We start from the raw sequence: 13,896 nt of genomic DNA on the forward strand, positions 1-13,896 counted from the left end.
GGTTCAGCCAGCCGGAGGGATCAGCCGCGCGATGCTGGCGCGCGGCAGCAAGAGTAGCGCCGATCCACGCGCCGCCATGCCGCCGGCGATCGCGCGACCTTCGTCGCCCGCGCCCCAGAAGCTGTCGAAGCGGTTCGCGCCCTTGATCGCACCCCCGGTATCCTGTGCGATCCAAAGGCCATTCGGTTCGGCGCGGTCGAGCGAGAGGAAAACGGGGGCGCCGAGCGGCACATATTTGGGATCGGCGGCGACGCTCGCGCGGCCGGTGACGGGCACGCCCAAAGCGCCGAGCGGGCCGGGGCCGGTGAGTTCGCGGAAGAAGACCCAGCTGGGGTTCTCGTTCATCACCGCCGCGCCGCGCACCGGGTCGGCGCGAAGATAATCGAGAATGCCCTGCATCGACGCCTGCCCGCGCTGCAACGCGCCGCGATCGAGCAGCAGCTTGCCGATGCCGACATAACCGCGGCCATTCTGGGTATCATAGCCGATGCGCATGACGCCGCCGTCGGGCAGCCGCAGGCGCCCCGACCCCTGTACCTGCAGGAAGAAGAATTCGGCGGCGTCGGCGACATAGGCGATTTCGAGCCCTTGGCCCGCGAGCGCCCCGCTTTCGATCGCCGCGCGGTCGTAATAGGGAACGAGATTGCCGCCCTCGACGCGGCCGCGCACCTTCTTGCCCTTCAGATCGTCGGAGAACTGGCCAAGGTCGACCTCGACGAGGTCGGTCGGGCGTCGATAGACGGGAACGTCAAAGCCCGGCTGCATCGTGCGCGAGCCCGCGATTTCGGGTTCATAATAGCCGGTCACAAACGCGCTGCCCGCGCCGACCTGCACCGTCCCGAAATAGCGGGTGAAAAAGGCGAGCGCGTCGCTGTCCGCCCAGTTCTTTGCGGCGGAGCAGCTTTCGGTCCAGTCGCCGCCCTGCGTCAGGCCGCTCGCATCGGCGCGGCGCTGCACCGAGGGACAGCTGATGCGGAAGGCGGCGAGCGCGGTCGCCGCCTGCCCGGCGGTGACGCCGAGCGTCGCAAAGTCGGGGCCCGCGATCACGCCGCTCGCGGCGGCGGTCGCCGCGTCGACGGGCACCGCCGCCGCGGGCAACGGCGCGCGCGGGGTTGCGGGGATCGGCTGTGCGGCGGGACCGGGGCGTTCGGAAGGCCGCGGCACATAGACACGCGGCGTCCCGATCGGACGCGGGGGCGCCGGGGTCGCGGTCGCGGTCGCGGGACGATTGTCCGCCGCCGGGACCACCGAAGCGCAGCCGGCAAGCATTGGCAGGGTAGCGAGGAGCGCGAATCCGAAAGCTCGCGCGCGCGGCGCCCGCACCGCCCGGATCATGCGATCAGGCCGATTCGGCTTCGTCGAGCACCCAATTGGGGTCGTTGCTGCCGATCTGGCGGCGGAAGGTCCAGAGGTCGTCGGCCTGCGCGGCGTCGCTCATCGATCCGGCGATCAGCTTGCCGTCCGCGTCGCGCGTCACGGCGCTGATATCGGCATGGTAGCGCACGGTGACGCGTGCCTCGCCGCGGTGCAGTTCGACCGCGGTGATCTTCGCCGAATCGATACCGATCAGGCGGTTGTCGAGCGTCTCGCCGCGCGCCTCGCGCGCCGCGATCGCTTCGATAAAGGCGTCGTAGCTGTCGTCGTCGCACAGATCGCGGAGCGTATCGCGATCGCCCTTCCAATAGGCCTCGAGGATCATGCGATACGCCGCCTCGGCGCCTTCCATGAAACGGCCGGCGTCGAAATTGCGGTCGGTCGCGAGCAGCTGGCGAAGACCGGCTTCGGCAGCGGGTTCGTAAACGAGGCCCGACGTGTCGGCGGGCGCGGCGGCAGCTGCCTGCGATCCGTCATTCTCGTCGAGCCGGACGGGGGCCGCCGTCGTCCGCTCACGCGGCAGCACGGGTTCCTGCTCGTGCCCGGTACGCTTGCCAAGCACCGAGTAGAGCCGCATCCCGAGGAAGGCGGCAATCATGGCGAGCAGGACGATCGAAAAAGCGGTCACGGGCAACTGTCCAATGCGGAAGAACGGAAACAATCTGGCTGATACATAGGCGATACGCGCCCCGGTTTCAAATGACCATGGCCGTTGGCGTGCGGCGGGTCAACGATTCGACCTTAACTATACGCCGGGACAGGGCCCCATTGTGCTGCTCGCCGGGCACTGCTAAGCGCCGCGGCAACCGTCCGCCGCGGTCCCGACACGGCTCGCGGATGCGGATATTGTTTCCAACTTTCCAGCGAAAGCATCTTCATCATGGCCGACGAGACCAGCGCCGACATCAACAACCCCGCCCTGCAGCCCAACGGCGAAGACACGAGCCCGGCGATCGGCCTGATCTCGCAATATGTGAAGGACCTGTCGTTCGAAAACCCGAACGCCCCCGCGGTCTATCAATGGCAGGACGCGCCGCAGGTCGATGTGCAGTTCAACATCGCCGCCGACAGCGTGGGCGAAAATCTGTACGAAGTAACGCTGAAGATCGACGTGACGTCGAAGACCGACCAGGGCACCAGCTTCGTCATCGACCTCAAATATGCCGGCTTGTTCGGCGTCCGCAACGTCCCCGACGACCAGCTCCAGCCCTTCTTCCTCGCCGAAGCGCCGCGCATCCTCTTCCCCTTCGCGCGCCGCGTCGTCGCCGATGCCGTCCGCGACGGCGGCTTCGCACCGCTGCTGCTCGAACCCATCGATTTCCACGGCCTGTTCATGCAGCAGGTCCAGCAGGTCGAAGCCGAGCAGGCGGGCGCGGTCGCGCCGGTTGGCCAGGCCTGACGCCATAGGACGGGCGGGCTGACGGGGTGAGCAGCCTGATCAAGAATGTCGGGACGATCGGCGGGCTGACGATGGTCAGCCGGATCTTCGGCTTCGTCCGCGACATGCTGCTCGCACGCGTGCTGGGCGCCGGCCTCGCCGCCGATGCGTTCCAGCTCGCCTTCACGCTGCCCAACACCTTCCGCCGCCTGTTTGCGGAAGGCGCCTTTTCGGTCGCCTTCGTCCCCATGTACAGCCGCGCGCTGCATGGTACGGACGAAGGCGGCGAGGAAGCGGCAGCGAAGTTCGCCGACGATGTGCTCGGTGTCTTCCTGTGGGTTCTGCTTGTCTTTTCCGCCATCGCCATGATCGCGATGCCGGGGATCGTCTGGCTGCTCGCGCGCGAATATCAGGAGGTGCCGGGCAAGTTCGAACTCACCGTCTTCCTGAGCCGCATCACCTTTCCCTATCTCGGCCTGATCAGCCTCGTTGCGATGCTGTCGGGCCTGCTCAACGCGCGCTCGCGCTTTGCCCCCGGCGCGGCGGCGCCCGTGCTGCTTAACATCGTGCTGATTGCCGGCATATTGATCGGTGCCGAAATGCGCGGCCCCGGCGGCGACGACCGCATCGTGGCGCTGGCACTCGCCATCTCGGTCGCGGCGGCCGGAGTGGTCCAGCTCGCCTATCTGTGGTGGGCGGTACGGCGCGCAGGGCTGAAGCTGCATATCCGCCTGCCCAAATTCACTCCCGAGGTGAAGAAGCTGGGCATGCTGATATTGCCCGCGACCTTTGGCGCCGGAATCTACCAGATCAGCCAGTTCGTCGACACTTTCTTCGCGACCAGCCTTGCGCAAGGATCGCTGGCCCTGCTCAAGCTGGCCGACCGGTTAAACCAGATGCCGCTGGGGATCGTCGGCATCGCGCTCGGCACTGCAATCCTCCCGATGCTCTCGCGCCATATCCAGAGCGGCGATGCCGCCGAGGCGCAGCGATTGCAGGCCAATGCGTTCGAGATGGCAACCTTGCTGACCTTGCCGGCGGCCGCGGCGCTCGCCATCTGCGCGCCCGCCTTTACCACCGCCTTCTTCCAGGGCGGGAAGTTTACGGCTGAAAATAGCGCGCTGATGGCAAATATCGTCGTCGCGCTCGTTGCCGGGCTCCCCGCCTATGTGATCGTCAAGATCCTGAATCCGGGGTTCTTCTCCCGGTCGGATACGCTGACGCCAGTCTGGACCGCGCTGGCATCGCTGATCTTCAATATCGGTCTCAACATCAGCTTCGTCGGCGTCGACAATTTCCTGTGGACGGGCATCCGGGTCGAAGGCATGGGATTCGGCATCACCAGCCTCGCTGCCGCGACGGCGATGTCGGCGTCGCTGAACTGCATTTTGCTTTATGCCATCCTTCACCGGCGCGGCTGGTTTCATGTGACCGGGAAACTGATCGGCAAAGTGGCACGGCAACTTGTGGCCGTCGCCGCGATGTCGGCGCTCCTCTGGTGGATGATGCCGCAGCTCGCACCCTATTATGGCGGCGGAGTTCTCGACCGGATCTGGTCGATTGCGGCGCTCTGCGCGGCAGGCGGCGCGGTGTTTTTCGCAGCCGCCTTCCTCGTCGGCGCGCTTGACAAGGATCTGGTCGCCATGCTCACGCGGCGGCGCGGCAAACCTGCCGCATAACAGGAGTTCATCATGCGGACGCTATCGGGCATCCAGCCCACCGGAAATTTGCATCTCGGCAATTATCTGGGCGCGATCCGCAACTGGGTGCGCATGCAGGACGAGATGGAGGGCGACAAACTCTATTTCCTTGCCGACCTGCACGCGATCTCGATGCCGCACGTCCCCGCCGAGCTCACCGCCAACACGCGCGCGATGACCGCGGCGCTCGTCGCCTGCGGGATCGACACCGACCGCTCGATCCTCTTCAACCAGGCGCGCGTTCCCGCGCATGCCGAGCTGCAATGGCTGCTCAACGGCACCGCGCGGCTCGGCTGGCTCAACCGCATGACGCAGTTCAAGGACAAGTCGGGCAAGAATCGCGAGAGCGCATCGGCGGCGCTCTACACCTACCCGGTGCTGCAAGCGGCCGACGTGCTGCTCTATCAGACGACGCATGTCCCCGTGGGCGAAGACCAGAAGCAGCATCTCGAACTCGCGCGCGACGTCGCGCAGAAATTCAACAATGACTATGCGAGCGAAGACGCGCCGGTCTTCACCCTGCCCGAGCCGATCATCCCGGCCGGGCTCGCGCGCATCATGAGCTTGCGCGACGGCAGCGCGAAAATGTCCAAGTCCGACCCGTCGGACATGAGCCGCATCAACCTGACCGACGACGCCGACACGATGATGCAGAAGGTCCGCAAGGCAAAGACCGACCCCGAGGTGCTGCCGTCCGAAGCCGAAGGGCTCGACGGGCGTCCCGAGGCGCGCAACCTTGTCGGCATCTACGCCGCGCTCGCCGACACGAGCGTCGACGCGGTGCTGCGCGACCATGCGGGCCAGGGGTTCGGCGCCTTCAAGCCCGCGCTCGGCGAATTGCTGATCGAGAAGCTGGGGCCGATCAACGCGCGCTACGTCGCGCTGAAGGACGATGCTGCCGCGCTCGATGCCATCCTCGACAAGGGGGCGGAAAAGGCGCGCGCACTGGCGAAGCCGACGCTCGACGCCGCTTATGCCGCGCTGGGGCTCTGCCGCTGACACGCCGCTGTTTCGACGCGAAATTTCTTGTTTTTGGCTTCCACGTCCCCATATCGGGACGTGGAACGCCGTGCGACGAAGCGGGTTCAACCAAGGTTAAGTCGCATCGGCATAGTCTATGGTATGAAAGTGCGGCCTGACCGCACACCGAATCACGGAGCCAAGACGATGAGCAAGATCAATTTCCGGCGACTGGGCCTTGCCGCCATGACGGGCGCGGCGCTGGCACTGGCCGGCTGCGCGACGCCGTTCAAGGCCGATGTCGCGCGCTTCCAGACGCAGCTTCCTGCGCCGCAGGGCCAGAGCTTCGTCGTCGAAGCGAGCAACCCGGCGCTCGAAGGCGGGATCGAGTTCGGCCAATATGCGAACCTCGTCGCGGGCGAGCTGACCCGCTACGGCTATCGCCCCGCGGCCAATGGCGAACGCGCCGACATGGTCGTTCGCATGGATTATGGGGTCGACAAGGGGCGCGAGCGCGTCGTGTCGAGTCCGAGCTTCGGCGATCCCTGGTATGGCGGTTATTATGGCCGCGGTTTCTATCGCCCGGTGATCGTCAGCGGCCGCGGCGGGCGCCGCTATGTCTATGGCTATCGCGATCCGTTCCTGTGGGGCGGTTTCGGACCCGGCTGGGGCGGCACCGATGTCAGCAGCTACACCGTCTATACCAGCGGCCTGAACCTGCAGATCAACCGCGCCGCCGACGGCGCGCGCCTGTTCGAAGGTCATGCCGAGGCACAGTCGCGCGACAACAATTTGCAGACGATCGTCCCGAACCTTGTCGAGGCGATGTTCACCGGCTTCCCCGGCAATTCGGGCGAGCGGGTGCGGATCACGGTAGCGCCGCCCGAAAAGGGCTGAGGCGCCGCACAAGCCAAAGCAAAAGGCCCGCCATCCGAAAGGAAGGCGGGCCTTTTTGTTGCTGTGGACAGATCCGGGGATAAGCCCGGGATAAATCTGTGGATCAGCTGTTGAGACTGCGCCGGATCGCGGCGATTTCGGCGTCGAGTTCGCTGTCGGCGACGCGCAGCGCCTCAACCGTGCGCACCGCATGGATCACCGTCGAATGGTCGCGCCCGCCGAAGCGGCGCCCGATTTCGGGGTAGGAGCGCGGCGTCAGTTCCTTCGCGAGATACATGGCGACTTGCCGCGGACGCGCGATCGCGCGGACGCGGCGCTTCGACGCCATTTCCGACTTGTCGAGCCGGTAATGGGCGCAGACTGCGCGCTGGATCTCGTCGATCGTGATGCGCGGGCGCGCGGTACGGACATTTTCGGCGAGCCGGTCCTCGGCGAGCGCGAGGTCGACCGTCGTGCCGGTGAGTGCCGCATAGGCGAGCAGCTTGTTGAGTGCGCCTTCGAGCTCGCGGATGTTGCGCGTGAAATGCTTGACCAGATAGGCGACGACATTGTCGGGCACCTCGACCATCGGCATCGCGGCGAGCCGCTGGCGGATGATGCGTTCGCGAAGGTCGTCCTCGGGCGCCTCGATATCGGCGACTAGCCCGCCCGACAGGCGCGACAGCAGCCGCGCCTCGACCCCGTCGAGCATCGCCGGCGGGCGGTCGGCGGTGACCACGAGGCGCTTGCCTGCGGTCATCAGGTCGTCGATCGTGTGGAGCAACTCTTCCTGCGTCGAATTCTTGCCGATCACGAACTGGAGATCGTCGAGCAGCAGCAGGTCGGCGGCGCGCAACCGCGCCTTGAACGCCATCATATCGCCGCCGCGCATCGCGCCGACGAATTCGAGCATGAACTTTTCCGCCGACATCAGGATGATGTTCGCGGTCGGGTGCGTCGCGGCATAATCCTGCGCGATCGCCTGGAGAAGGTGGGTCTTGCCCTGCCCGGTGCCCGAGCAGAGGTAGAGCGGGTTGAACTGCGGCGCTTCGACCATCGCCATGCGGCGCGCGGCGTTCGCAGCAAGGATGTTGCTGCGCGCGACGACGAAGCGGCCGAACGACAGGCGCGGATCGAAATTGAGCAGCGCCGGGTTGGCGGCGGGAGCCGGCGGCGGCGTCTCGAAGCTCGGCAGCGGCTGCGACGACAGCGCCGCGACGCGCTCGTTCGCCGCCGCGCCGCCACGGACCATGACGCTGCGCACTGCGGGCAGCTGCTGCCGCCACGCCAGTTCGAGCCGGTCACCGAAGCGTTCGTTGATCCAGTTCGCCGAAAAGCGGCTGGCGGTTTCGAGCGTCACGACGCCCGACAAGGTGCAATAGTCGGCAAAGCGCACGGGCTTCAGCCAATGATCGAAGGTGCGGACGCCGAGGTCACGGCGCAGCCCTTCGGCGACGCGCGGCCAGAGCGTTGCGGCATCGCCGTTCATCGCTCCACCCTTTGCGTCATTCCCATGCTGATTGCCGCTTTCCGTCACGCTGTGCCGCCCCCTCAGGTCCCCTGGCGCCGGATGATCGGGCGGCCGGCCACGCGCCGATTCGTCGCCTGCGCAGGGCACAGGCATACTATCCGGGGCAAGCAGCCCGAGAAGTCGCGAATCATGTCGATGTGGCGGCCGCCGGCGAAGGCCGACGACACCCCCTGTCTAGGCAAGGGTCGGTGAGTCGATCAAGGGCTGGCCATGTAAAAATACTGAAATAAAAATCTTGACTCATCGGGGGCACCGGAATCGCGCGAAACCCCCATTTTATCTATATATTTCAGTATTTTAATCGCGACATGCGCGTGACCAAGCAACGAATCGCCGTAAATCCGTCACTTACCGCGCTGCAACACTATTGCCATCGCGCTGTCACAATAACGGACGCAAAAAAGGACCCGCGGGCATGACGCCAGCGGGTCCTTTTTGTTCCCTTTCGGGACAGCCGAATCAGGCGATCGCGTTGACGCTCTTGGTCAGGCGCGAGAATTTGCGGGCCACGGTGTTCTTGTGCAGCACACCCTTGGCAACGCCGCGCGCCATTTCGGGCTGCGCAGCCTTCAGCGCGGTCGCGGCGGCGTCCTTGTCACCGGCGGCGACAGCGTTCTCGACCTTCTTCACCAGCGTGCGAATGCGCGAAACGCGATTCTTGTTCACGATGGTGCGCGCGGTGTTGCGGCGGATGCGCTTCTTTGCCTGCGGCGTATTGGCCATAAATTCCTCTAGTCTTTCAAACGGTCTACATGGTCGGAGCACAGCCTCAGCGGAGCAGCCGAATCGCGCGAGTTGCAGCGAATCAATGTCCGGATGCGGCCGGTTCCGGACGACCGGACCCTGCTCGAAGGGTGCGCGCATAGCCAGCTTGGCCCTTTTGGTCAATGCCTATTGCGGGAAAGCCCCGCATTACCGCTGGCATTTGGAGCAATAGAAGGTCGACCGGCCCGACTGCACGATCCGCACGATCGTCCCGCCGCATTCGCACGCCTCGCCCTCGCGCCCATAGACGCGCCAGTCCTTCGCGAAATAGCCAAGGTCGCCTTCGGGACTGAGGAAATCGCGCAGGGTCGACCCGCCGGCGGCGATCGCGGCGATCAGCACCTCCTTGATCGCGGGCACCAGCACGGCAAGTTTCGCCTTCGATACGTCGGCCGCGGGCTTCGCCGGCGCAATGCGCGCCATGTTGAGCGCCTCGCAGACATAGATATTGCCGAGCCCCGCAACGACCGTCTGGTCGAGCAGCATCGCCTTGATCGGCGCGCGCCGTCCGGCGAGCGCCTTCGCGAGATAGGCGGCGCCGAAATCGTCGGACAAGGGTTCGGGGCCCAGCGTCACGAATGCTGGAAACAGCGTCAGCGGATCGCCGCTGACGAGGTCGACCGACCCGAAACGCCGCGGATCGTGCAGGAACAATCGGTGCCCCGCCGTTTCGAGCAGCAGATGGTCGTGCTTGCCCGCTTCGCCGCCCTCGGTCCGCCAGCGCCCCGACATGCCGAGGTGGAAGATCATATGATCGTCGCGGTCGGTCGAGATGACGCCATATTTGGCGCGGCGCGACAGGCCGGTCACCGTCGAGCCGGTGAGCCGCTGCGCAAGGTCGGCCGGAAAGGGCCGGCGCAGGTCGGGGCGGAAGGTGGTGACTGCGGTCAGCCGCTGGCCTTCGAGGAAAGGTGCAAGGCCGCGGACGGTGGTTTCGACTTCGGGCAATTCAGGCATATCGCACATCGGGCTACGCGCCATTTGCCTGCGCGGCAAGGCCCGGCTAAAGGCCGACGCAACACACCATCTCCCCCGCAAAGGCGCGCACTCCATGGCCACTCCCGACACCGTCAGCTTCGGTTATGAACAGGTCCCCGCGGGCGAGAAGACCGCGATGGTCGGCGAAGTGTTCAGCCGCGTCGCGCGCAAGTACGACATCATGAACGACGCGATGTCGGGGGGCATGCACCGGCTGTGGAAGGACCGCTTCGTCCGCCGCGTCAAACCGCGCGAGGGCGAGACGATCCTCGACATGGCGGGCGGCACCGGCGACATCGCGTTTCGCATGGAGCGGTTCGGCGCGAGCATCACCGTCGCCGACATCAACCCCGACATGCTGGGCGTCGGCGTCGAACGCGCCGCCGAACGCGGGATCGACACGCTGGTCTGGTCCGAACAAAATGCCGAGAAACTTTCGTTCCCCGACCAGTTTTTCGACGCCTATACGATCGCCTTCGGCATCCGCAACGTCACCGATATCCCGGCGGCGCTGGCCGAAGCGCACCGCGTGCTGCGTTATGGCGGGCGCTTCTTCTGCCTCGAATTCTCGACCAACGAATGGCCGGGTTTCGCGCAGGCCTATGATGCCTATTCGCATCATCTGGTGCCCAAGCTCGGCAAGCTGATCGCCGATGACGAAGACAGCTATCGTTACCTGATCGAATCGATCCGCCGTTTCCCGCCGATGCCCAAATTCGCGGCGATGATCCGCGACGCGGGCTTTACCGCGGTGAAGGTCGAACCGATCCTCGGCGGGCTGGTCGCGATCCACAGCGGGTGGAAAGCGTGAGCATGCGACAGCATGCGAGCGCCCCCTCGCAGGGCGCTCAGAGTCACGTGCCTCTGAACGCGACCCACCACGGCAACGCAGTACGCTGGGTTCCCGCTTTCGCGGGGTTGACGACGTGGGGAGCGGTGGCCGAGTGACCCGACCCGTCACCCATATCGTCCGCCTGCTGAAGTGGGGGCGTATCCTCGCACGCCACGGCGCGCTGCGCGGGATCGAGAGTGCGCCGACGACCCCGCCGGGGGTCAAGCGCCTGTGCCGGATCGCGCGCTTCGGCACGATCCAGCCGAAAATCCCCGATTACGCCACCGCCTTCCAGGCGATCGGCCCCGCCGCGGTCAAGCTCGGCCAGACGCTCGCGACGCGCCCCGACCTTGTCGGCGAAGAGGCGGCGCGCAACCTGCTGAGCCTGCAGGACGCGCTCGCGCCCGTCGCGTTCGAGCGTATCAAACAGGAAATCGAGGCGGTCTTCGAAGTCCCGCTCGAAAGCCTCTACAGCGAATTCGACCCCGAACCCGTCGGCTCGGCGTCGATCGCGCAGGTCCACCGCGCGGTCACGACCGACGGCCGCACGGTCGCGGTCAAGGTGCGCCGCCCCGGCATCGACAAGCAGTTCGCGCGCGACATCGAAACCTATGAATGGGCGGCCGCGCATCTCGAAGCGCTCGGCGGCGAAGCGACGCGGCTGCGCCCGCGGCAAGTGATCGCCAATTTCCGCCGCTGGACCTTGCGCGAACTCGACCTCAGGCGCGAGGCCGCCTCGGCATCCGAACTCGCCGACGCGATGGTCGGGGTGCCGACTTACGAGGTGCCCGCGATCGATTGGGACCGCACCGCGAGCCGCGTGATGACGATGAGCTGGATCGACGGCATCAAGATCTCGCACCGCGACCGGCTGATCGCGGCGGGGCACGACATGGAGGCTTTGTCGGCGAACCTCGTCAACGCCTTCCTGCGGCAGGCGATCGCCGAGGGATTCTTCCACGCCGACATGCACCAGGGCAATTTGTTCGTGAAGGCCGACGGAACGATCGCCGCGGTCGATTTCGGCATCATGGGCCGGATCAACCGGCAGGCGCGCTACTGGCTCGCCGAAATCCTCTATGGGCTGACCACCGGCAATTACCGCCGCGTCGCCGAAATCCATTTCGAGGCGCAATATGTGCCCGCCTATCACAGCGTCGAGGAATTCGCGACGGCGCTGCGCGCGGTCGGCGAGCCGATGCGCGGCAAGCCGGTGAGCGAACTCAGCGTCGGACAGATGCTCGACGGGCTGTTCGCGATCACGCGCGATTTCGACATGCAGACGCAGCCGCACCTGCTGCTGCTCCAGAAGACGATGGTTATGGTCGAGGGCGTCGCGACGATGCTCAATCCCAAGATCAATATGTGGAACGTCTCCGGCCCGTTCGTCAGCGAATGGATCCGCGACGAGCTCGGCCCCGAGGCCGCGCTTGCCGACGGTTTGCGCGAACAGGGCAAGACGCTGGCGCTGATCCCCGACATCATCCGCCGCCTCGACGCGCAATTGCCGAAGCCGGGCGGCGCGCCGCCCGCGCCGCCGCTGCCCGACATTCCGCTGATGTGGGACAAGGGCGAACGCAAGCGCTGGTGGCGTTATGCGCTGACCGCGCTGGCGGGCGCCGCCGCCGGTGTCGGCGCGATGTGGTGGCTCGCCTGAATCGGTCCATTTTTGACGCATCGATCCTATCGGAGCCGATGATCACGCCCTAGTCCCTCTATTTCATGGGGCAAACATCGGGGGGTGTTATGGCAGGATGGACGCGCACGTCTGTGCGATCGGGGTTGTTGGCAGCGGGCACGAGCCTGGCATGTGCGGCATGGACAACGCCGGTCGGTGCACAGCCCGCCCCGCCAGCGCCCGCCGAAAATGCATCCGTATCGCTCGAGGCGCAGATCGCCGAACTGCGCAAGGCCGCCGAGCAGGCGCGCAAGGATGCGAAGGCAGCCGAAGAATCCGCGGCGAAGGCGGAGGCGCTGATCCGCGACCTGCTCGATCGGCAATCGGGATCATCCCCGCGCCCGGTCGAAACCGCGCAGGCCGATATCGCGCAATGCGCCAAGCCGGTGCCGCCGAGCCAATTGTCGTCGTCGCCCTATCTCGATTGCGATCACAGTTTCCGCGACTATGTCGAGCGCACCGACGCCAAGGAAGACCAGCTCCTCGGGCATCTGGCGACGAAAACCAAGGGGCCGGACGGGAAGGAGGTTTGGCGCACCGGCGGCCCGCCGCCCCGAAGCCTCGGAAGCTCGACCGGCAACTTCCGGGGCGCGATCACCGCCTCGAAAAAGGGCACGAACGTCAGCCTGGTCAACGATTTCCCGCTCAGCCGCCTGAAGGAGGACGACGAAGAGGGGAATCTGCGCGCGATCACGCGGACGCTTTCGCTCGGCGCGAGCGCGACCTTCGACGAGGATAATGGCGGCTATATCGGCGACTTCTCCGACCTGTCCGACAAGCCGCTGGGCCTGTCGCTGGGCTTCAGCATGCAATATTATCCATGGCGGCCGAAGTCCTCCGAAAAGAAGGACGAAGCGACGCTCGCGACGCTGGGCAAGGAGAAGGTTGCGGCGCTCGTCGCGCTGTGCCGGGCCGATCAGAAGAAAACGGCCGACGACGCGAAACTCCAGGCGGAAATTTTCGATCCGGAACGGGCGGACAGCGGGGCAACAAGCGCCGGTGCCGACGATCCGTGCCGCTACGAAAATTTGCTGCGCTGGGCATTCGCGACGAAAAAGCATGGCGCCTTCAAGCGGCCGGACGCGATCGACGCCTATAATGCCGGTTTCTGGATTACCCCCGGCAAGGAGGAACTCCCCGAGTTCGGCTTCGGCCTGTCGGGCGAATTCACGCGCCAGCGCTTTTCCTTCATCGACCCCGCGGGCTTTGCGCCCTCCGTGCTGCTGCCTGCGACGAATCCGCCCTTGCTCTCGACGCTGAAGTTCGAAACGCTCGGCGGGGACAGGAAGGTGACCTATGACTGGTCGCTCAACGGATATGTCTTTTATCACTGGCCCGTCGACCTGCGCCTGCTCGACGGCCTGACACTCATCCCGCGCGCCAAATTCGGTCGAAAATGGAGCATCGCCAAGGCGGCGAAGGATATCGAATTCTGCACGATCGACCCGCCGCTGGCCGGCAGCGTACCGGTCGCGGGGGCGAACAACCGGAAATGCGAGAAGTTCAACATCTTGCCGCCCTCGCGCGATTCGGGGTTCGAACTGGGTGCGGAAGTCCGGACGCGCATTCCGCTGACGCGCCTGCACCGCTATCTGCCCGAAATCGGCCTCGCCCCCTCCTTCACCTATAGCGAGATCGAAGATCGCTATAAGGCGGTCGCGCCTTTCTATGTCGCCTTCGACAAGGAAAACGGATTGAATGGCGGCTTGCAGCTCTCCCACGAATGGGGCGGCGGCGAGGACAAGGCGACGGTGATTTCGATCTTCTATTCGACCCCCTTCACGCTCGCGGGCAACAAATAGCCGATCGTGTCGCGGCGAACAG

At 65.7% G+C, this 13,896-nt stretch carries 12 protein-coding genes; 7 read left to right on the forward strand and 5 right to left on the reverse strand.

All coding sequences use genetic code 11. From position 1 onward, the window contains the following. Nucleotides 1–3 precede the first annotated feature (3 nt). On the reverse strand, nucleotides 4–1,335 hold the full coding sequence (locus VGN62_RS06535; RefSeq protein WP_327452019.1) for a murein transglycosylase A: 1,332 nt from the start codon (nucleotides 1,333–1,335) through the stop codon (nucleotides 4–6). A gap of 4 nt (nucleotides 1,336–1,339) precedes the next feature. Then, nucleotides 1,340–2,002, reverse strand: a complete 663-nt coding sequence (locus VGN62_RS06540; protein ID WP_327452021.1) for a Tim44/TimA family putative adaptor protein — start codon at nucleotides 2,000–2,002, stop codon at nucleotides 1,340–1,342. 252 nt (nucleotides 2,003–2,254) lie between these two features. On the opposite strand from VGN62_RS06540, the gene secB reads away from it, so the two are divergent. From secB to VGN62_RS06560, 4 genes are all read left to right on the forward strand, one after another. After that, nucleotides 2,255–2,773: a protein-export chaperone SecB gene (secB, locus tag VGN62_RS06545; RefSeq protein WP_327452023.1), complete on the forward strand. Its 519-nt coding sequence runs from the start codon at nucleotides 2,255–2,257 to the stop codon at nucleotides 2,771–2,773. Between the two features lie 71 nt (nucleotides 2,774–2,844). After that, a complete protein-coding gene (gene murJ, locus VGN62_RS06550; protein ID WP_414713255.1) occupies nucleotides 2,845–4,431 on the forward strand; it encodes a murein biosynthesis integral membrane protein MurJ in 1,587 nt (528 codons plus the stop codon). 12 nt (nucleotides 4,432–4,443) lie between these two features. Then, complete coding sequence (gene trpS, locus VGN62_RS06555; RefSeq protein WP_327452027.1) at nucleotides 4,444–5,451, forward strand: tryptophan--tRNA ligase; 1,008 nt, start codon at nucleotides 4,444–4,446, stop codon at nucleotides 5,449–5,451. 168 nt (nucleotides 5,452–5,619) lie between these two features. Further along, a complete protein-coding gene (locus VGN62_RS06560) occupies nucleotides 5,620–6,309 on the forward strand; it encodes a DUF4136 domain-containing protein (protein ID WP_327452031.1) in 690 nt (229 codons plus the stop codon). Nucleotides 6,310–6,412: 103 nt separating this feature from the next. Here the strand turns inward: VGN62_RS06560 and dnaA are convergent, their stop codons facing one another. The 3 genes from dnaA to mutM all read right to left on the reverse strand — a co-directional run bounded on the left by dnaA (nucleotide 6,413) and on the right by mutM (nucleotide 9,541). Next, on the reverse strand, nucleotides 6,413–7,777 hold the full coding sequence (gene dnaA, locus VGN62_RS06565) for a chromosomal replication initiator protein DnaA (protein WP_327452033.1): 1,365 nt from the start codon (nucleotides 7,775–7,777) through the stop codon (nucleotides 6,413–6,415). Between the two features lie 501 nt (nucleotides 7,778–8,278). After that, on the reverse strand, nucleotides 8,279–8,542 hold the full coding sequence (rpsT, locus tag VGN62_RS06570; RefSeq protein ID WP_093510196.1) for a 30S ribosomal protein S20: 264 nt from the start codon (nucleotides 8,540–8,542) through the stop codon (nucleotides 8,279–8,281). Between the two features lie 189 nt (nucleotides 8,543–8,731). Then, a complete protein-coding gene (gene mutM, locus VGN62_RS06575) occupies nucleotides 8,732–9,541 on the reverse strand; it encodes a bifunctional DNA-formamidopyrimidine glycosylase/DNA-(apurinic or apyrimidinic site) lyase (RefSeq protein WP_327452299.1) in 810 nt (269 codons plus the stop codon). Nucleotides 9,542–9,635: 94 nt separating this feature from the next. Between mutM and VGN62_RS06580 the strand changes: the two genes are divergently transcribed. The 3 genes from VGN62_RS06580 to VGN62_RS06590 all read left to right on the forward strand — a co-directional run bounded on the left by VGN62_RS06580 (nucleotide 9,636) and on the right by VGN62_RS06590 (nucleotide 13,874). Beyond that, on the forward strand, nucleotides 9,636–10,373 hold the full coding sequence (locus VGN62_RS06580) for a class I SAM-dependent methyltransferase (RefSeq protein ID WP_327452037.1): 738 nt from the start codon (nucleotides 9,636–9,638) through the stop codon (nucleotides 10,371–10,373). A gap of 133 nt (nucleotides 10,374–10,506) precedes the next feature. Further along, entirely contained in the window at nucleotides 10,507–12,051 is a 1,545-nt protein-coding gene (gene ubiB / locus VGN62_RS06585) for a 2-polyprenylphenol 6-hydroxylase (RefSeq protein ID WP_327452039.1), read from the forward strand. An 89-nt stretch (nucleotides 12,052–12,140) separates the two neighbouring features. Continuing rightward, nucleotides 12,141–13,874, forward strand: a complete 1,734-nt coding sequence (locus VGN62_RS06590) for a hypothetical protein (RefSeq protein ID WP_327452041.1) — start codon at nucleotides 12,141–12,143, stop codon at nucleotides 13,872–13,874. The last annotated feature ends 22 nt before the right edge of the window (nucleotides 13,875–13,896 follow it).

This window comes from Sphingopyxis sp., assembly GCF_035998905.1.
GTDB lineage: Bacteria > Pseudomonadota > Alphaproteobacteria > Sphingomonadales > Sphingomonadaceae > Sphingopyxis.